The following is a 19,486-nucleotide window of genomic DNA, read 5'->3' as shown; positions in this document are numbered from 1 at the left end:
CTACACGACCGACTATCTGAGGGTGTACATCTATACTTTCAACGATAACGATAAGGACTGGAACAAGACCTATAATTTCCTCGTTTCGGATTGCGGCCGTGATTTCGACTGCTACCTATACCTGAACGGAGACAACAAGGCAGGCGGATTCTGGCACGAATACATCTTCAAATAGCAACAAGATACCGGACGGTTCCTCCCTCCGGGGAGGGGCCACCCGGAACCTTTGCCGCGCAGTACGCAAGGCGGCACGCGCGGAAAGCTATTCGAAGCACGGATTCAGACACGGAACCGGAAACAAAACAGTATTGAATAAAAATTAAAATCAACCTATAAATTACGAACTATCCGGATTCTGATGTAAAGAGTATGGGGTCAGAACATAATTCCCGGTTTAGAAAACCAATGAGAGATCGGACTTATTCCATACTCTGATGTCTTAACTATTCAAATTTAATTAACTAATTACAAATATACAATGAGAAAATCTCTATTCAGATGGACTGTTGCCATGCTGACCCTTTCCGCAGCAGCCGTCTCGGGCGCCTGCTCGGAACAAGAATACGAGGATCTTACCAAGCCGGAAAAAGTAACGGGGAACACCCAGTACGCGCCCTACACGATCGATTGGACTGAGGCTGCGGACTCCTGCTCCACGGCTTTCATCGAGCGCTTCTACTGCAGTGAAAACCGCAATGGCTACGAAGGCGTGTTCTCGTACAGGGAATACAATGCGACCGGTAGTGCCAATTCCAACAACTACTGGCAGCAGGCACACGCCATGGCTGCCATGGTAGAGTACTACAACCGTATCAAGGCGACCGATGCCGAGGAGAAAGCCCGTATCGAGGGCTATTTCCAGAAATGGTACGATAAGCGCGGCAACAACTACGAAGGCAATCAGAACTGGCGCGGTTCGACGGGTTTCGGCAACGATTTCACCGACGACACCTGCTGGATCATTATCGCCTTGTTCCAGATGTACGACGCAACCGGCAACCAAACCTATTACGATGCAGCCAAACAGACCTGGGACGAGTGCGTATGGCCCCGTCACGAGTTGACGCAGTCCGGCTGGCTGCCTTGGAAATGGTCGGATCTGGGGCCCAACGAGTGCACGAACGGCCCTGCAGCCATCGCAGCCGCGACCCTGGCACAGTACAGCCGCGCAGCAGGCAACGAAGAGGCTGCCCAGGAATACATCGACCAGGCCTGCACCTGCTTCGATCAGAACATCGACGCGATGGCATCCGACGGCACGCTGGGTTCGACCCCGCTGAGCTACACGCAGGGTACCTGCATGGAAGCCGGCCGTCTGATCTGGAAACTGACCGGCGACACGGGCTACCTGCGCAAGGCCATCCAGGCGGGCCGCGGCCAGATGACCTCAACCCGCATGAACGAAGTTTACAACTATGAAATGGTATCGCGCGACGAGGGTACGGACGAGAACAACTCGATCTTCCACGCCGTGATGTTCCACTGGTTCACGCGCATGATCCTCGACACGGAAGTCGACTCGTTCGACGGCAAAATCCGCAAGGAGCTCTACGATTATCTCTATCGTCATGCCTCCTACTACTGGGCGACGATCGACAAGACGCCGGAAGGCTGGCCCGAGGCTTACTTCGGTGTGAAGTGCTACCAGCCCCGCTCGTCGATGAACGGCGACGTAGGCGGTTCGCTGGGTGCATATACCAGTGCTGCGCAGGCGATCGAATCCATGTGGATGATCAAGGATGTCAAGTTCTAACCCGTCAAAACCAACCGATTTATGAAGAAGATTATCATGATGCTGGTCGCCGGAGCCATGGCATGTGGCCTGGCCGCCTGCAGCGACGACGATACGACGCCTTCGGGCAATATCACCCCCGCGGATCAGCTTTACCTGCCGCGCAATAATGCGACGATCATGCTGGAGACCGGCAACACCACCCACTTCGAATGGGCGGTTTCCAAAGCGAGCAAGAACGGCTATATCACCTACGAACTGCTGTTCGACAAAGTAGACGGGGACTTCAGCCAGCCGCTTTATGTCCTCACCAGCGACAACAACGGTTACGAACCCTCGGCCAAGGTCGCAAGTTCTACTTTAAATACGGTCGCCACACTCGCAGGTGCAGACCTGGGCGAAACCGCCACCGTCAAATGGACGGTACGCGCCTGGTGCGGCCTCAACTCGGAGATTTACGGCAGCGAAGCCGGCGTACGCACGGTATCTCTCACCCGTATCAATTCCGTAGACCCGATGCCTTCGGAGATCAAGATTTCCGGAGGAATCACCGAGGAACAGAAGGAGCTCACCCTGTTCGCTGCCAGCGTCATCCACACGGCGAAAGGCAAGTACACGGATCAGCGCGAGGCCGGGGCTTACGAAATCTTTACGAAACTGACTGCCGGCGAACTGGTTATCACCGACGACCTCAACCGCCATTTCAGACTGGCCGAGAAGAACAGACTGGAACTCGTCAAGGACAACGAAGCGACGACTGCCGTAACTGTCGAACACGACGGCATTTACTGGCTCTACGTGAACTTCTCCAACATGACCTATAAGTTCAAGGAAATCTCGAAGGTCGAGCTCTTCATTTCCAACCCGGGCAACAAGGCCGAACTCACGTACGAAGGCAACGGCGTATGGGGCATTATGGACTACGCATGGAACGTCAAAGAGGGCGGTAACACGGACTCCCGCCACAAGTTCATCTGTACCTATGCCGACGGCTCGTCCGAGTTCTGGGGACATTTCGAAGACGACTGCCATGACTCGGAGAAGTCCGAGGCTGAAAAGAATCCGCTGTTCTACAACATTTTCCGCCATACATTCAACAACCAGTGGGATAACACTTGGAAAGTGAATGAAAAGGAAAGGGAAGGCTACGGAAAGAAAGTTTCGTTCTGGGTTCATATGAACAATACGGATGACGACCTCTTCCTGCTGGAGCGTTCGCTCGGAGTACCCCTCGCAGTCAACATGCAGGGTTCCGCCACCGAGAACCAGGAAGCCATCGCCCTGAACAAAGCCCTGCCTGTTTTGGTTGCGAAGGGAAGTGACGATCTGAATGTCGGCCGTGAAGCGAGCATTTTCGAATGCTTCACGCAATTGTCTTCGGGTGATTTCAGCATTACCGACGACAAAGGCCGCTACTACAAGCTCGACGCAAGCAACATGACCTTCGCCATCGCTGAAAACCCGGCAACGAACACCGTTTCGAAAGCCGGTATCTACTGGGTCGCCCTGGATTTCAACACCATGACCTACAAGATGCGCGAAATCGAGAAAGTGGAACTCTGGAACAAGCCCTGGTTCGGACATGATGTACCCGATACGGCAGAGATGACCTATCAGGGGCAGGGCGAATGGAGTATTTCCGATTATGCATGGGTCGTTTCGCATGAAGACGGAAGAAAGGACACCCGCTACTATTTCATCTGCACCTATGTCGACGGCTTCAAGGAGCGTTGGGCGTATTACAGCGACGACTGCCGGGAGCCCCAGAACAGCAACCCCGGAAATTATCCGAATTTCTACAATATCTACCGCTTCGACCACTCGAAGTTGGAAGAATGGGATGATTCATGGAAAACGCTGAACGACTCGGAAGGCGTAGGCAAAAAGGCGACGTTCCATATCTACATGAACAATACGTACGCTGCAGACTACAAGCACACGCGCTCGTTCAAATAACAGCACAAACCGATAAGGATAGCATCCTTATACAGAAAAGAAACGGTCGACAGAAACAGTCGGCCGTTTCTTTTTACAGTATCCCCGGTCAAACGAGCTATCCGGATAAATATATTACTTTTGCACCTATGAAACCATCCGAAGAACTGAAGGCCTACATCGAGGCCGAGATCATTCCCCGCTACGGGGCGTTCGATGCGGCACACCGCACCGACCATGTGCGCACGGTCATTGCGCAGAGCCTCGTGCTTGCCGGGCATTACGAGGTGGATGCCGACATGGTCTACGCGATCGCAGCCTACCACGACACGGGGCTGGCATACGGACGGGAGTCGCACCATATCCGCTCGGCCGAAATACTCCTCGCCGACACCTTCATGCGGCAGCGGTTCACAGAGGAACAGATGGCCGTGATGCGCGACGCCATCGAAGACCACCGGGCCTCGTCCGACCACGCCCCGCGCACGATTTACGGACGGATCGTAGCCGAGGCTGACCGCTGCATCGATCCCGAAACCGTAATCCGCCGCACGATACAATACGGGCTGGCACACTACCCTGCGCTCAGCCGCGAGGGGCAGTCCGACCGTTGCGTGGAACACCTGCAACGGAAATATGCCGAAGGCGGTTACCTGCGGCTCTGGATACCCGAATCGGACAACGCCCGCAAACTGGCGGAACTGCGTGCGCTGATTCGCGACACGGCACGGCTGCGCGAAGCCTTCGGGCGGATTTACGAAGAGATATACCGGAGCTGATCCCCGGGGACGGAATACCGTATTACGATTCCGGAAACAGCAGGCATCGGGTACGAAACCCCACCTGTAACGGCACACAGCAAGGCAAAACGAAGAGAGAAAGGAAGAGACCCATACCGGCGGATCCCTTCAAACGCAATATTCCCCGAAGACCTCAGCAGATCTCCGGGGAATATTTTACATGCGGCTGCCCGCAAAGGTTATTCGGCATCGTGCGGAAAATATTTCATATACTGCACGCGCTGGTACACGTCGCTTTCGGCGTTGCCGTAATCCATCCTGCCGCGGAACTCGCCCAGCGACTCGAAACCGTGGCGCTCGGCCCACTGGTCGATGAACCGGTTGATGTCGGCAATGACCCCGAAGCCCTTCTCGTGGATCGCCGAGCAGACCTGCACCGCATTGGCACCGCACAACAATGCCTTGACGGCAGCCTCGCCGTCGTGCACGCCCGTCGATACGGCGACATCGAGCTGCGGCAGGGCCGTAGAGCAAAGCGCCACGCTGCGCAGGACATTGCGCAATTCCGCAGGTTCGCTGAACGGGTTGCCGTTGACGAACGCCATGCGCTCCACGTCGATATCGGGTTCGAAGAAGCGGTTGAACAACACCACACCCCGCGCCCCGCGCGCCAGCAGAGAATCGGCGACGGCAAGCACATTGGTCAGGCGCATCGGCAGTTTCACCGACACCGGGATCTTCACGGCAGCCGCCACGCGGCGCACGACATCGGCGTAGTCCTGCTCCAACTCCTGCGCCGTACGGTGGCGGTCGGTCGGTTGCAGGAAGATGTTCAGTTCCAGGGCTGCGGCCCCCGCAGCCTCCATGGCCACGGCGTAGTCCGTCCATCCGTCATCCGCCGCGATGCAGTTGATGCTGGCGATGACGGGTACCCCTGTCGTACGGGCATCGGAGACGAGTTTGAGAAACTCACCCTTATACGCATCGCCGAGGTAACGTTCGAGGTATTCACCCGAATCGCCCATGCCCTGCGACGGATAGTCCAGCGCGGCGGCATGACGGATGATCTGCTCCTCGAAGATGGATTTCAGGACGACAGCGCCCGCGCCGTTCGCTACGCATTGTCCGATATTGGCCACAGTCGCCGTATAGGGCGAACTGCTGACCACGACGGGACTCGAAAGGTCGAGTCCGAGGTATTTTGCTTTCATATCACAGAATTACATTAATTTTCAAAACATTCCCGAACCGGGCAGGCCGGAGTGCAATCCGGCCGGGCAGGTTAAACGAACGGGATCTTCACCACCTCGGCACGCAGGGGCTTCTCGCGGATAACGACGGCGATTTCCGTGCCCGGCTTGGCGTATTCGGGCTTCACGTAGCCCAGGCCGAAGCCAACCTTCAGGCAGGGCGACATCGTACCCGACGTAACATGGCCGATCTCCCCGCCACCGGCCGCAGCGATCGTGTAACCGTGACGCGGGATTCCGCGGTCGATCATCCGGAACCCGACAAGCTTGCGCGTAACCCCCTCGGCCTTTTGTTTTTCCATCAGCGCCCGGTCGATAAAATCCTTTCCTTCGGCGAATTTGGTAATCCAGCCCAGGCCGCCTTCGATGGGCGATGTGGTGTCGTCGATGTCGTTGCCGTAGAGGCAGAAGCCTTTTTCCAGGCGCAGCGTATCGCGGGCCCCGAGGCCGATGTTCTTCAGCCCGTACTCCCCGCCGGCCTCCCAGAGCGCCTTCCAGAGTTTGTCGCCGTCCTCGTTGGCCGCATAGATCTCGCAGCCGCCCGATCCGGTATAACCCGTAATCGAAAGGATGGCATCACAGCCGGCGACCTTCATCTTTTTAAAGGTATAGTATTCCATATCCTCGACCGGCTCCGCGCACATTTTCTGCACGACCTTCATCGCCAGGGGCCCCTGTACGGCCAGCTGGCAGATTTCGTCCGAAGCGTTGTAAAGCTCCTTGCCGTGGCCGGCCTCCATGCCGAACGCCCGGCCCTGCTCGCAGATGTGCTTCCAGTCCTTTTCGATATTGGCGGCGTTGACACAGAGCATATAGGTTTCGGCATCGACACGGTAGACGAGGATGTCGTCCACGATGCCGCCGTGCCCGTTGGGCATACACGAATACTGCACCTTGCCGTCGAAGAGTTTCGACACGTCGTTGGTGGTGATGCGCTGCAGCAGGTCAAGCGCCTTGGGGCCCTTGACCCAGATTTCGCCCATGTGGCTCACGTCGAAGACACCGGCGCCGTTGCGTACGGCCATGTGCTCGTCGTTGATCCCCGTGAACTCGATCGGCATATTATATCCCGCGAATTCGGCCATCTTGGCCCCCGCGGCAATGTGGTACTTGGTAAATGCTGTGGTTTTCATATAGGTACGGTTTTAGGTTTTACTCGCGGCGTTTCACCCCCAGGCGCGGACAGCGGTGGAACTCCTTCGTCCGGTCGAAGAGGTAACGGTAGGTGGTGTGTATCTTATGGCGCGTAGCGCAGACATAAGTCTCGATCATACGATTCATTACGGGGTTGAAATCGCCGATCCAGGCCAGCTCGAGTGTCTTGTAGCGGCTCTGCGTCTCCATCATGAAGTGCCAGTAACGCGCCATGATGGCCGACTCCACACCCTTGCCGTGGAATTCGGGGGCGATGCCGAAGATGATGCCGAAGATACGGTCGCAGGATTTACGGACTTTCAGCTCCCACATCAGGCGGAGCTTCTGGATCAGCCCGAATTTGCCGTTGAACTTCCCGATGATGCGGTTCAGGTCGGGCACGGTGATGAAGAACCCGATCGGTTCGTCGTTGAAATAGGCGAAAAAGATGATGTCGGGGTCGATAATCGGCTTCATGGCCTTCATCATCTGCATCGCCTCCTCCTGCGCCATGGGCCTGACACCCGAAAAGAGCGCCCACGCCTTGTTGTAAACCAGCCGGAAATTCTCGGCGGCGTCCTCCAGGTTGTTCATGTCGATATTCTCGACATGATACCCCGGCGTAGAGAGGAGCCTTTCGGCGCGGTCGAAAATCCGTTCGCTGGCCTCCGAGACATTGGCACGCCAGATAAAGCTGTGCTGGTTGAAATAGTTTTTGAAGCCGTAATTCTCGAACAGCTCCTTATAATAAGGCGGGTTATAGGGATTCTTGTAGAGCGGCTGGAATTCGTAGCCTTCGACCAGCAGTCCCCACCAGTCGCGCCGCTGCCCGAAGTTGATCGGCCCGTCCATCGCCTCCATGCCGCGGCTGGCGAGCCACATGCGCGAAGCATCGAACATCATGTCGGCGACCTGCTGGTCGTCGATCGCCTCGAAGAAGCCGCAGCCGCCCGTGGGCTGTTCCTCGATGGCCGCCTTTTCGCGGTTGTAAAACGCCGCGATACGCCCCACGACCTCGCCGGCCTTGTTGCGCACCACCCAGCGGACGGCTTCACCGTCGGCGAAAAGTTCGTTTCGTGCCGGATCGAAGACCTCGGTTATGTCCTGATCCAGCGGGCAGACCCAGTTGCGGTTGCCCTTGTAAATCTTCTTGGGTAAATCGAGCCATTCGCGCTCCTGTGCGGAGGTTGTGACTTCCTGAAGGATATATTTGTCCGTATTCATTGCGAATCGTTTTTTTATCAGAACAAAGATAGAAATAAAAAACGAAAATCGCGCAGGCCCTGCCGGAAAGTCGCTGACAGGCAAAAGAAAGCCCCTGTAAATAAACCCCGTTCCGCTTGCGCGCGATGAAAAATATGCCTACATTTGTTTGTTATTGCGTCTTCAAATCCCACTACATCATGACGACATCCAGCTACAATGAATTCGGATGGCGCGACGCCCAGCCGATGTTCTACCACAAACTGCTCGGCAAATACATCGAGCGGTTACTGCCCACGGACGGTTCGCCGATTCTGGATGTAGGCTGCGGAAACGGTTACTTCGCCAATTACCTGGCTGGGAAAGGCTATTGCGTCTACGGCATCGACGCATCCGAACAAGGCATAGCGATCGCCAACAGGATGAAGGGAGGGGGAAATTCGAACCGGTTTTTCGTCTGTGATGTAACCTCGGGCGAACTCCCGCCCGAACTGCGCGGCATTCCCTTCAAAACAGTGATTTCGATGGAAGTCATCGAACACCTCTACCAACCGCGGGCATTCGTATTGTTCATCCGCAGCATCCTCGAAGCCAGCGGCGGAGGCCAGTTCATCGTCACCACGCCCTACCACGGCTACCTGAAGAACCTCACCATCGCCTTGGCCAACAAAATGGATTATCACCTGAGCGCCCTGTGGGAAGGCGGCCACATCAAGTTCTGGTCGCGCCGGACACTCGCCATCCTGCTCAGGGAGGCGGGATACCATCATCTGGTCTTTACGGGCGCCGGACGCATACCCTACCTCTGGCGCCACATGGTTTTCAGCGCCAGGGTCTGAACCCGGACGCCGCGCCCGGCACCCCGGCAACTCCCCTCGTCCGCCGGTATCACCTGCCGTCGGGAAATTTCTTTTTACCGGTTGGCGATTTTTTCCTATTTTTGTTGAAATAAACGAAGTCGCGATGAACAAGAATCTCGAAGAATACCTGCCGGACGGGAACAAGGCCCAGTACCGGTTCATGAAATACCGAATCCATAAGATCCTGCTGGTCTGCTGCAGCTACGACGGGTATATCCTCGAGGAGGACGGACACATCGAATCGCAGATCAACCAGGAATACCTCGACCTGAACATGTCGAACCCGCCGTCGTTCACGCGCGTGAGCTCCACACGCGAAGCGTTGGAGCTGCTCGGCCGCGACGACTCGTTCGACTTCATCCTGACGATGTACAACGTCGGGGAGCTGGACGTATTCTCGTTTGCCAAGATCGTCAAGGAACGCCACGCCCAGATCCCGGTCGCGCTGCTCACCTCCTTCTCGAAAGACATCTACCGCCGTTTGGAGGAGCAGGATCGCTCGGGGCTCGACTACATCTTCGGCTGGCACGGCAATACCGACCTGATCATGGCCATCATCAAGCTGGTCGAGGATAAAATGAACGCCGAGGAGGACATCACCGACGGCGGCGTGCAGGCCATCCTGCTCGTCGAGGACTCGATACGTTTCTACTCGACCTACCTGCCCGAGCTCTACAAGCTGATCCTGCTGCAGAACACAGAATTCCTCAAGGACGCCTTCAACGAGCAACAGCAGATTCTGCGCAAGCGTGCCCGGCCGAAAATCCTGCTGGCCACCAATTACGAGGAGGCCGTGGAACTCTACGACCGTTACAAGAAGAACATCCTGGGCGTGATCTCCGACGTAGGGTTCGTGTTGCACCGCAACGACCCGCCCGAGAGCGAGAAACGCGACGCGGGCATCGACCTCTGCCGCCGCATCAAGGCCGACAACCCGCTGATGCCCGTCCTGCTGCAATCGTCGCAGACCGAGTTCGAGGTACAGGCCCGCCAGCTCGGGGCGGGGTTCATCGCCAAGAATTCCAAAACGCTGCTCACGCAGCTGCACGAATATATCGACAAGGAGTTCGCCTTCGGCGAATTCCTCTTCAAAGACCCCGATACGGGTGCCGTCATCGGCAAGGCCAAAGACCTGGTGCAGATGCAGGAGATGATCGCCACGATCCCCGACAAGGCATTCGAATATCACACGTCGCAAAACCACCTTTCGAAATGGCTCTATTCCCGGGGGCTGTTCCCGCTGGCGGCGGCGATCCGCCGGGGCAACAAGAGCCAATTCGCGTCGACCCAGGAACATCGCCAGCGCATCGTCAACCTCATCAAGGATTACCGCACGCTGCTCGGGCAGGGCGTAGTGGCGCGTTTCGACCCGGAAACTTACAGCGACGCGGTGGCCTTCGCACGCATCGGCGAGGGTTCGCTCGGCGGCAAGGCCCGCGGGCTGGCCTTCATGAATTCGATGATCCTCAAGCACCGGCTCTACGACAAGCACGCCAACGTGCGCATCATGATCCCCCGCTCGGTGGTCATCGCCACGGACTATTTCGACGACTTCATCCGCCTCAACGGCCTCAAATACATCATTTCGCAGGAGTTCTCGGACGAGGAGATCCTCTCGGAATTCGTCAGTTCGACGGTGCCCGCCAGGTTGCAGCAGGAGCTGAAGGCCTACATCCAGACCGTCCGCACGCCGCTGGCCGTACGTTCGTCGTCGAAGTTGGAAGATTCGCACTACCAGCCCTTCGCAGGCATCTATTCCACCTACATGATCCCCTACGTGGACAACGGGGATCAGATGCTCCGGCTGCTGCTCAAGGCCGTCAAGAGTGTCTACGCCTCGGTCTATTTCGCCACGTCGAGGGCTTACCTCTCCTCGTCGCAAAACCTGATCTCGGAGGAAAAAATGGCCGTCATCATCCAGGAGGTATGCGGCACCGAGCAGGACGGCCTCTTCTTCCCGACCTTCTCGGGCGTGGCACGATCGATCAACTACTATCCCATCGGCGACGAGGCCCCTGCCGACGGCGTCTGCAACATCGCCATGGGGCTGGGCAAACTGGTCGTCGACGGCGGCCGCACGCTGCGTTTCTCGCCCCGCTATCCGCAGAAGGTACTCCAGACCTCGACCCCCGAACTGGCGCTGCGCGACACACAGAACGAAGTGCTGGCGCTAAGCCTCAAGCCCGAAGAGTTCCGCACGTCGATCGACGACGCGGTGAACCTGCACAGGCTGGACATCGCACAGATCGCCGGCCTGCGCAACGCACGGTTCGTCTGCTCGGTATGGGATCGCGACAACGAACGCATCTCAGACAGCCCGTTCGACCGGGGACGCAAAGTCATCACGTTCAACAATATACTGAAGTACAACACCTTCCCGCTCGCGGACATCATCGGCGATATCCTGAGGCTGGGGGCCGAGGAGATGCGCTGCCCCGTAGAGGTCGAATTCGCCGTCAATATGGACGTACAGGCCGGAGAACAACAGATATTCAACCTGCTCCAGATCCGCCCGATCATCGACAACCAGGACAACCGCCCGATCGACTGGAGCAAGGTGGACGTTTCCGACGCGCTGGTATACGGCCAGAACGCGCTCGGGATCGGCATGATGGGCGACATCGCAGACATCATCTACATCAAGAGCAACACGTTCGACTCGCTCTCGACCGAAAAGATCGCCGAAGAACTGCTCGAATTCAACAACCGGATGCAGGATGAAAAACGCTCCTACATCCTCGTCGGCCCCGGCCGCTGGGGCTCTTCCGACGCGTTTCTGGGCGTCCCCGTGAAATGGAACCACATCTCGGAAGCGAAGGTGATCGTCGAATGCGGCATCGAGAAGTTCGAGGTCGAACCGTCGCAGGGCACGCATTTTTTCCAGAACGTCACCTCGCTGGGCGTGGGTTACCTGACGATCAATCCCTTCCGCGGCGACGGTATTTTCCGCGAAGGGGAACTCGACGGCCGCCGCGCGGTCTACGAGGGAATGTTCCTGCGGCAGGTGCGTTTCGAAAAACCCCTGTGGGTCTGCATCGACGGGCGCTCGAACAAGGGTATCGTCAAGGAAGAGGGCGATAAATAATAATTCCGCGGAAAAATTCGCCCCGAAGTTACAATTTATAAGAAATAATATTATATTTGTAATAAAGAAACAACCTTTTAAAACTTCAGGCAATATGGACGTAAACAAATTGATGGCGGAACTTGAGCGCAAGCACCCCGGCGAAAGCGAATACCTGCAAGCCGTGCGCGAAGTTCTCATGACGGTAGAGGAGGCTTACAACCAGCATCCGGAATTCGAGGCCAACCGCATTGCAGAACGCATCGTGGAGCCTGACCGTATCTTCACCTTCAAGGTGGTCTGGGTCGATGACAAGGGCGATGTCCAGGTCAACCTCGGGTACCGCATCCAGTTCAACAACGCAATCGGCCCCTACAAGGGCGGCCTGCGTTTCCACCCCTCGGTGAATCCCTCGATCCTGAAATTCCTCGGTTTCGAACAGATTTTCAAGAATGCGCTGACGACGCTGCCCATGGGCGGTGCGAAAGGCGGCTCGGATTTCAACCCCAAGGGCAAATCCGACCGTGAGGTGATGCGTTTCTGCCAGGCCTTCATGGTCGAGCTGTGGCGCCATATCGGGCCCCAGACCGACGTCCCGGCGGGCGACATCGGCGTGGGCGGCCGCGAAATCGGATACCTCTACGGCATGTACCGTAAACTGGCACGCGAGAACACGGGCGTACTGACCGGCAAGGGCATGACCTACGGCGGTTCGCTGATCCGTCCCGAGGCCACGGGGTTCGGTGCCGTTTATTTCCTGCGCCAGATGCTCGAAAAAGCCGGCATGGACATCAAGGGCCAGACCATCGCCATCTCGGGCTTCGGCAACGTGGCCTGGGGCGCGGCGACGAAGGCTACGGAGCTGGGCGCCAAAGTGGTGACGATTTCGGGCCCCGACGGCTACATTTACGATCCCACAGGCCTCGACGCCGAAAAGATCGCCTATATGCTCGAACTCCGCGCATCGAACAACGACGTCGTGGAACCCTACGCCAAGAAATTCCCCGGATCCCAGTTCTTCGCGGGCAAGAAGCCGTGGGAAGTCAAGGTCGACATCGCCATGCCGTGCGCCACGCAGAACGAGCTCGACGGCGAGGATGCCCGCAAACTGCTGGCCAACGGCGTGAAGGTCGTGGCCGAAGTTTCGAACATGGGCTGCCGCCCCGAGGCGATCGACGCTTTCATCGAAGCCAGGATTCCCTATGGCCCGGGCAAGGCCGTGAATGCCGGCGGCGTCGCCACGTCGGGTCTGGAAATGACGCAGAACGCACAGAAACTCAACTGGACGGCCGAGGAGGTCGATGCCAAGCTGCACCAGATTATGTCGTCCATCCATCACGCATGCCTCGAATACGGCACGGAGAAGGACGGTTACATCAACTACATGAAGGGCGCCAATATCGCCGGTTTCATGAAGGTTGCCAAGTCGATGGTCGAACAGGGCGTCCTGTAAATTAATTTTCTATAATAGAGACCGAAAATGATTCTCATTTTCGGTCTCTTCATTTTTCGCCATTACTTTACGCTCCTGCACCCAAATATTCCGCGCCACGGTTTTCACAGATAAGCCGGTTTTCGGCACATGGTCGTATGTGTGCAATCCTGACAGATCACAGGATAGATATACGTTTTTTCCGCGAAACACAAAAATATCCAAAACAAAAAAGCGAATCTTCTGTTGAAGGAGATTCGCTTCCATTTATTTTTCGAGCTTTGAGTACTCAGAACATAGTGCTTACGGCCCTGTCAGCCTCAGTTGCGGCAAGAGCGGCAGAGCATCCGTTTAACGCCTGCGGCCTATGGCCCGGACGATCTCGCCGCCGATTGCAATCAGCGACGTACTGCCGATGATGACTGCCCACTCCCGCCATGCCAGCGGTTCGGTTCGGAAAACCTCGCCGCCGAATTCGACGATGAGCACCTGCCCCACGGCGATGGCCAACAGGATCAGGAAGAATTCACGGCACCCGCGCAGGCAGGAAAAGACCGAATGGCGTGTTTCGAAACCCTTGGCGTTGAACATATTCCAGAATTGCAGGAATACGAACGTCGAGAAGAAGACCGTCAGCTGGCGCACGGTCAGCCCGCCGGTCGTGATCGTCCACCAGAACAGCATGCCCAGCAATACCGCGACCATGATAATGCCGCACGTGAAAAGCGTGCGCGCCATGGCGCGCGTAATGATGAATTCATTGCGCGGACGGGGTTTTTCGAGCATCACCTCGGGGTTCGGCGGCAGCGAGGCCATGGCCATCGCGGCGAAGGTATCCATGATGATGTTCACCCACAGGATCTGCACCACCGTAAGCGGCATGTCCGTACCGAACACCGCGCCGACGAAGCAGATCAGGATCGCCGCGAAGTTGATCGTGAGCTGGAACAGTACGAAACGCTGGATATTGCGGTATAGCGAGCGTCCCCACATCACAGCCGTGGCGATCGAAGCGAACGAGTCGTCGAGCAGCGTGATGTCACTGGCATCCTTGGCCACCGACGTCCCGGAACCCATCGAAAGCCCGACATTGGCGAAATTCAGCGCCGGGGCGTCGTTCGTACCGTCGCCCGTGACGGCCACCACCTCGCCGCACTGTTGCAACAGGCGCACGAGCCGCTGTTTGTCGAGCGGCCGGGCACGCGACATGATCTTCAGTTCCTGTACGCGGCCGAGCAGCTCCTCGTCGCTCATCGCGGCGAATTCCGTACCGGTCATGTGGTTGCGGTCGGTATCCCGGGCGTCGTTCCACAGGCCGATCTGGCGGGCGATCTCACGCGCCGTAGCCGGGGTGTCGCCCGTGACGATCTTGACGTCGATCCCCGCCTTCAGGCAACGCCCGACAGCTTCGGGGACATCCTCGCGCACGGGGTCGGAAATAGCCGCAACACCCGCAAAATGAAGCTGCGCCGCGGCGACAGCCCGCTGGCAATCGTCCTCGGCCGTCTCGGCCCATGCCACGGCCAGCGTACGCATCGCCCGCCCCTGGAACCCGAGCAGCTGTTCCGCCACCTGTTCGTCTTTCCCGTCCGGCGCACACATCGCACGCACGATTTCGGGCGCACCCTTCACGCAAACGATCCGGCGGCCCGAAATACCGCTCTGGATAATCGTCGCCATATACTTGCGCTCGGTGGAGAAGGTCAGCCGGTCGACGATCTTCGCACCCGCACGCAGAGGTTCGTAGTCCTCGCCCTGCGCGTGCAGCCATTCGAGCAGCGCCCCTTCGGTCGGATTGCCGATCACGGCACCCGAAACATCGAGGAAGGCCGTCGAATTGGCGGCTACGATCTCGGCGAAATCGTGCATCGGCAGCGCGTCGTAGCGCACCAACTCCTGCACGTGCATCCGGTTCTGGGTCAGCGTTCCGGTCTTGTCGGTACAAATCACCGTCACCGCCCCCATCGTTTCGCAGGCATGCATGCGCCGCACGAGGTTATTGGTCTTGAGCATCCGCCGCATGGACATGGCCAGCGACAGCGTGATGCTCATGGGCAACCCTTCGGGAACGGCCATCACGATGATCGCCACCGAAACCATGAAGATGTGCAGCACGTGCTGCGAGATGGCGAGCCAGTCGCCTTCGAGCAACCCGTTGATGAAGATCGCCTTGCCGAGCATGACGCAGAAAATAGCGATGGAAAGCACGATGCCCGCACGGCCGATCAGTTTCGAAAGGCGTGTCAGCTGGCGGTTGAGCGGCGTCTGCTCTTCGCTTTGGACGGTCGCCTGTTCGGTAACGCGCCCGGCTTCGGTCGCATCGCCCACGGCCGTCGAGACCATCACGCCGTAACCGTCGGCGACCGTAGTGCCGCGCAGCACGACGTTCGACGGATAGGTGGCATCGGGGTCGAAATGCGCCTCGTCCACCGTTTTGTCAACTTCCAGTTCGCCCGTGAGCGTGGATTCGTTGATCCTCAGCGACACGGCCTCGACCAACTCGCCGTCGACAGGCACCGTCTCGCCGCTCTCGATGTAGACCACGTCCCCGACCACGACGTCGCGGCGCGGGACTTCGTGCATCGCACCGTCGCGCATCACCTTGACCGGAATATCGTCGTTGACCTGGTTCAGCCGCCGGAAACGCCGCATGGCATCCCACTCGAACCAGAAACCGACGCAAGTGGCTAAAATAATCGCACAGATAATACCGATGGACTCGGTGAAATCCTTATGCACGAAACCGATGGCGAGCGAGAGCACCGCAGCCAGCAGAAGGATGCGGATGATCGGGTCGCGGAACTTATCGGCCAGCAGTTTACATACCGAATCGTCCTTCGGCGGCGTAATGACATTGTCGCCGTGCTGCCGTCTGCTCTCGGCGACCTCGTTCGGAGACAAACCCCGGGGATTGTAACGGATCATGTGTGTCAGAATTTATTATTCAGGGAGAATTGCCGCGTCGACGCATCGAGCCGTACGGCAATGAACAACAGTATTGTAAAGGCAATGAGCGACGAGCCGCCATAGCTCATGAACGGCAGCGGGATCCCCATGACGGGCATCAGCCCGATGGTCATCCCCACGTTCACCAGCACATGGAACAGCAGGATGGCCGCCACGCAATAGCAGTAAATGCGGCCGAAAGGTTCCTGCTGCCGCTCGCCCATGCGCATCAGGCGCAGGATCAGCAGGCACAGCAGCGCCAGCACGACCATCGTCCCCACAAAGCCCCACTCTTCGCCCACGGTACAGAAGATGAAGTCGGTATGCCGCTCGGGCACGAACCCGTACTTGATCTGCGTACCCTGCAGAAAGCCCTTTCCCAGAAAGCCGCCGGAGCCGATGGCGATCTTCGACTGGTTGACGTTGTAGTCCGTCCCCAGCGGGTCGCTGATGATGCCCAGGAAGCTCAGGATACGGTCTTGCTGGTGGGGTTTGAGGATCGAATTGAAAATATAGTTGGTCGTAGGCAGGAAAACCACCGTGCAAAGGAACAGCCCGACCGTAATGAAGATATTGTTCAGGTTGGTGCGGTAGGCATAAACCACCACCCAGACCAGCGACAGCAGCGTCACGGTCAAGAGGCAGGCATGCAGATCCATGAAGCCCGGCGCGACAAGCCCCATCGCCATGCAGAGCAGGATGCTCCCCAGGGCCAGTGCGGCAAGGTAAACGAGGCATTGGCGCCAGTGGCCGTTCATCATCGCCTGCGAAAGGGTGCAGACCAGAATGATCGACACGAGCATCGTCATGGGCGAAAGCAGGAACGAGAAGATGAACAGCGCGGCGATCAGCAGCGCCGGGATGCAGAGCCACTTGTTGAGCCCTTCGCGGTAGAGCACGAAGAGGAACGACCCGAGCACGATGCCCGAACCGGTATCGTTCTGCAGGATGATGATAAACAGCGGGACGCAGATCACCATCCCGACCTTGAACAGGTCGCCCGGCCGGTTGATCGAGAACGAATAGGCGCTCATCACGCGGGCGAGCGCCAATGCCGTAGCGATCTTCACGAACTCGACCGGCTGCATGCGGAACGACCCGAACTCGAACCACGCCTTGGCTCCGTTGACCTCCCGGCCGAACAGCAACGCACCGACCAACAGCGCAAGGCCCGCGAAATAGGCCGGGTAAGCGAACATATGGTAAAACCGGTCGTCGAGCAACAGCACGACGACCGCCGTAGTCCATGCCACGCCGATCCACATCAGCTGTTTCATGTAGAAGTGCGAAAAGGAGAAGACATCGGCCGTACCCTCGTCGTACGAGGCCGAAGTGATCGACACCCACCCCGCCATCACGATCAGGACATAGAGCAGGACTGTCCAGAGGTCGACACCGTAGAAGATACTGTTATGGCGGTTAGCGGTCATACGCGGGGTAATTTATGGTCATGTTCCTGACATAATCCAGCAATACCGGGCGGCGGATCGTATCCGTCAGGTAATACTCTTCCAGCAGGCTGGCGATGGGCAGCGCCGCCGAGGCGCCGAACCCGCCGTTCTCGACATAGACCGAAATGGCGATCTTCGGGTTGTCCTTCGGTGCGAACGACAGGAAGGTCGAGTGGTCGCGCCCGCGGGGGTTCTCGGCCGTACCGGTCTTACCGCAGACATCGAGCCCTTCGAGCCGGGCCAGCATCGACGTGCCGCCGACGTTGACGCCCCGCCACATGCCCTCGACGATCGGCTCGAAATGCCTGGGGTCGACTTTCGTATAATGGCGCTCGTAGAAACGGCGGTCGAGCGAATCCCGCCCCTCGACCTTCTTGACGATATGCGGGATGTAGTAATAACCGCGGTTGGCGACGATGGCCGCGAGGTTGGCCAGCTGCAACGGCGTGCAGCCCAGCGCATCCTGCCCGATGGCGAGCGAAATGACCGTCAGCGAATTCCACGACCCGCGGTACTGGCGGTCGTACCAGCCCCGGTCGGGGACATACCCGTCGCGCTCGTCGAGGAAGTCGGAACCCAGCTTGCGGCCGAAACCGAAGCTCTCGACATACTCTTTCCAGGCATCGTACCCCTCCTTGACGTTCCCGTATTTGGGATTGTCCAGGATATCACGGAAGACATAGCAGAAATAGGCGTTGCAAGAAGTCGCCACGGCGAAACGCAGGTCGAGCGGCGAAGCGTGCGAGTGGCACTTCATACGCCGGCGCCCCGCCTGGTAGCCCTCGTGGCAGACATGCAGATCCGACGGCCGGAGTACCCCCTCCTGCAAACCGATCAGGCCCTGCACCAGCTTGAAGGTCGAACCCGGCGGGTATTTGGCCCTCACGGCACGGTTATACAACGGCTGGCGTTTGTTGCCCAGCATCTTCATGTAGTTGTTGCCGCGCTCGCGCCCCACCAGCTCGTCGGGATCGTACGTCGGCGAGGAAACCATCATCAGGATCTCCCCCGTGGAAGGTTCGATCGCCACGGCCGCCCCGACCTTGCCGCGCATGAGTTCTTCGCCCAGCAGTTGCAGGCGGGCGTCGATGGTGCTGACGATATATTTGCCGGGCTCGGGCAGCGAATCGTAAACGCCGTTCATGTAGGAGCCCTTGATGGCCCCGTGGGTGTCGATCTCCTGGATCTTCACCCCCTTCGTTCCCCTCAGCAACGGTTCGTAGGCCGACTCCACGCCGCCCATGCCCACGTAATCGCCGATCTTATATTCGGGATTCCGCTTGAGGTAATCGGCATTCACCTCGCTCACATACCCCAGCAGGTTACCGCCGATTTTACGCGGATAACGGCGGACGGTGCGGTAAACCGTATAGAAACCGCGGAAATTGCACTCATCGAAACGGAGTTTGTCCTCTTTCGAAATATAGTTGGTCACGACGCGGGGCGCACGGGGGCGCATCCGGGCATTGGCCAGCTCTTTTTCGAGTTTCCCGCGCGAAAGTCCCAGCACGTCGCACATGCGCACGGTATCGAACCCATGCTTGTCGATCTCGCTGTAAATCACCATCAGGTCGTAGCACTCGCGGCTCTGAACCAGGTATTCGCCGTTGCGGTCGAACACCTCGCCGCGCGGCGGGTACTGCACCACATGGCGCAGCACATTGGCCTTGGCCAGTTCGTTGTATTTCGAATCGACAAGCTGGATATAGGCCAGGCGGCCGGCGATCAGGAGGGAGGTG

13 protein-coding genes are annotated in these 19,486 nt (G+C 58.0%); 6 read left to right on the top strand and 7 right to left on the bottom strand.

The features are described 5' to 3' along the window. Positions 1 to 478: 478 nt before the first annotated feature. The 3 genes from QVP03_RS12345 to QVP03_RS12335 all read left to right on the top strand — a co-directional run bounded on the left by QVP03_RS12345 (position 479) and on the right by QVP03_RS12335 (position 4,446). Positions 479 to 1,753, top strand: a complete 1,275-nt coding sequence (locus QVP03_RS12345) for a glycoside hydrolase family 76 protein (RefSeq protein WP_022333714.1) — start codon at positions 479 to 481, stop codon at positions 1,751 to 1,753. Positions 1,754 to 1,774: 21 nt separating this feature from the next. Further along, complete coding sequence (locus QVP03_RS12340; protein ID WP_022333713.1) at positions 1,775 to 3,688, top strand: SusE domain-containing protein; 1,914 nt, start codon at positions 1,775 to 1,777, stop codon at positions 3,686 to 3,688. Between the two features lie 128 nt (positions 3,689 to 3,816). Beyond that, positions 3,817 to 4,446, top strand: a complete 630-nt coding sequence (locus QVP03_RS12335; protein WP_022333712.1) for an HD domain-containing protein — start codon at positions 3,817 to 3,819, stop codon at positions 4,444 to 4,446. 200 nt (positions 4,447 to 4,646) lie between these two features. Here the strand turns inward: QVP03_RS12335 and QVP03_RS12330 are convergent, their stop codons facing one another. The 3 genes from QVP03_RS12330 to QVP03_RS12320 all read right to left on the bottom strand — a co-directional run bounded on the left by QVP03_RS12330 (position 4,647) and on the right by QVP03_RS12320 (position 8,015). Beyond that, positions 4,647 to 5,618 carry a dihydroorotate dehydrogenase-like protein gene (locus tag QVP03_RS12330; protein ID WP_022333711.1) on the bottom strand — a complete coding sequence of 324 codons (972 nt, stop codon included), beginning with the start codon at positions 5,616 to 5,618 and terminating at the stop codon, positions 4,647 to 4,649. Positions 5,619 to 5,689: 71 nt separating this feature from the next. After that, a complete protein-coding gene (gene gcvT, locus QVP03_RS12325) occupies positions 5,690 to 6,790 on the bottom strand; it encodes a glycine cleavage system aminomethyltransferase GcvT (RefSeq protein WP_022333710.1) in 1,101 nt (366 codons plus the stop codon). Positions 6,791 to 6,809: 19 nt separating this feature from the next. After that, the gene (locus QVP03_RS12320) at positions 6,810 to 8,015 is read right to left on the bottom strand and encodes a hypothetical protein (protein WP_022333709.1); all 1,206 of its coding nucleotides are present in this window, start codon (positions 8,013 to 8,015) and stop codon (positions 6,810 to 6,812) included. A 134-nt stretch (positions 8,016 to 8,149) separates the two neighbouring features. Between QVP03_RS12320 and QVP03_RS12315 the strand changes: the two genes are divergently transcribed. The 3 genes from QVP03_RS12315 (at position 8,150) to gdhA (ending at position 13,371) form a co-directional block, all read left to right on the top strand. Beyond that, positions 8,150 to 8,833, top strand: coding sequence for a class I SAM-dependent methyltransferase (locus tag QVP03_RS12315; protein WP_288210811.1), 684 nt, complete (start codon positions 8,150 to 8,152; stop codon positions 8,831 to 8,833). Between the two features lie 124 nt (positions 8,834 to 8,957). Then, positions 8,958 to 11,939: a PEP/pyruvate-binding domain-containing protein gene (locus QVP03_RS12310; protein ID WP_022333707.1), complete on the top strand. Its 2,982-nt coding sequence runs from the start codon at positions 8,958 to 8,960 to the stop codon at positions 11,937 to 11,939. 94 nt (positions 11,940 to 12,033) lie between these two features. Further along, positions 12,034 to 13,371 (top strand): NADP-specific glutamate dehydrogenase, encoded by a 1,338-nt coding sequence (gdhA, locus tag QVP03_RS12305; RefSeq protein WP_022333706.1) that lies wholly within the window; start codon positions 12,034 to 12,036, stop codon positions 13,369 to 13,371. Positions 13,372 to 13,380: 9 nt separating this feature from the next. Here the strand turns inward: gdhA and QVP03_RS12300 are convergent, their stop codons facing one another. From QVP03_RS12300 to QVP03_RS12285, 4 genes are all read right to left on the bottom strand, one after another. Continuing rightward, the gene (locus QVP03_RS12300; RefSeq protein ID WP_256166465.1) at positions 13,381 to 13,617 is read right to left on the bottom strand and encodes a hypothetical protein; all 237 of its coding nucleotides are present in this window, start codon (positions 13,615 to 13,617) and stop codon (positions 13,381 to 13,383) included. An 84-nt stretch (positions 13,618 to 13,701) separates the two neighbouring features. Further along, the gene (locus QVP03_RS12295; protein ID WP_022333705.1) at positions 13,702 to 16,275 is read right to left on the bottom strand and encodes a calcium-translocating P-type ATPase, PMCA-type; all 2,574 of its coding nucleotides are present in this window, start codon (positions 16,273 to 16,275) and stop codon (positions 13,702 to 13,704) included. A gap of 5 nt (positions 16,276 to 16,280) precedes the next feature. Further along, the gene (rodA, locus tag QVP03_RS12290) at positions 16,281 to 17,726 is read right to left on the bottom strand and encodes a rod shape-determining protein RodA (RefSeq protein WP_022333704.1); all 1,446 of its coding nucleotides are present in this window, start codon (positions 17,724 to 17,726) and stop codon (positions 16,281 to 16,283) included. Next, positions 17,716 to 19,476, bottom strand: coding sequence for a peptidoglycan D,D-transpeptidase FtsI family protein (locus QVP03_RS12285; protein WP_288210815.1), 1,761 nt, complete (start codon positions 19,474 to 19,476; stop codon positions 17,716 to 17,718). Before QVP03_RS12285 ends, rodA begins: the two co-directional genes overlap by 11 nt. Between the last annotated feature and the right edge of the window lie 10 nt (positions 19,477 to 19,486).

The sequence above is a fragment of the Alistipes sp. CAG:29 genome, assembly GCF_000435435.1.
Classification (GTDB): domain Bacteria; phylum Bacteroidota; class Bacteroidia; order Bacteroidales; family Rikenellaceae; genus Alistipes; species Alistipes onderdonkii.
This window is presented reverse-complemented; position numbering and strand designations above follow the sequence as displayed.

Excerpts from the sequence above, each read along its gene's own strand:
- rodA (WP_022333704.1), bottom strand. The coding sequence starts at position 17,726 with ATGACCGCTAACCGCCATAACAGTATCTTCTACGGTGTCGACCTCTGG.
- QVP03_RS12345 (WP_022333714.1), top strand. The coding sequence starts at position 479 with ATGAGAAAATCTCTATTCAGATGGACTGTTGCCATGCTGACCCTTTCC.
- QVP03_RS12330 (WP_022333711.1), bottom strand. The coding sequence starts at position 5,618 with ATGAAAGCAAAATACCTCGGACTCGACCTTTCGAGTCCCGTCGTGGTC.
- QVP03_RS12340 (WP_022333713.1), top strand. The coding sequence starts at position 1,775 with ATGAAGAAGATTATCATGATGCTGGTCGCCGGAGCCATGGCATGTGGC.
- QVP03_RS12310 (WP_022333707.1), top strand. The coding sequence starts at position 8,958 with ATGAACAAGAATCTCGAAGAATACCTGCCGGACGGGAACAAGGCCCAG.
- QVP03_RS12295 (WP_022333705.1), bottom strand. The coding sequence starts at position 16,275 with ATGATCCGTTACAATCCCCGGGGTTTGTCTCCGAACGAGGTCGCCGAG.
- gcvT (WP_022333710.1), bottom strand. The coding sequence starts at position 6,790 with ATGAAAACCACAGCATTTACCAAGTACCACATTGCCGCGGGGGCCAAG.
- QVP03_RS12300 (WP_256166465.1), bottom strand. The coding sequence starts at position 13,617 with ATGGAAGCGAATCTCCTTCAACAGAAGATTCGCTTTTTTGTTTTGGAT.
- QVP03_RS12320 (WP_022333709.1), bottom strand. The coding sequence starts at position 8,015 with ATGAATACGGACAAATATATCCTTCAGGAAGTCACAACCTCCGCACAG.
- gdhA (WP_022333706.1), top strand. The coding sequence starts at position 12,034 with ATGGACGTAAACAAATTGATGGCGGAACTTGAGCGCAAGCACCCCGGC.
- QVP03_RS12335 (WP_022333712.1), top strand. The coding sequence starts at position 3,817 with ATGAAACCATCCGAAGAACTGAAGGCCTACATCGAGGCCGAGATCATT.
- QVP03_RS12315 (WP_288210811.1), top strand. The coding sequence starts at position 8,150 with ATGCCTACATTTGTTTGTTATTGCGTCTTCAAATCCCACTACATCATG.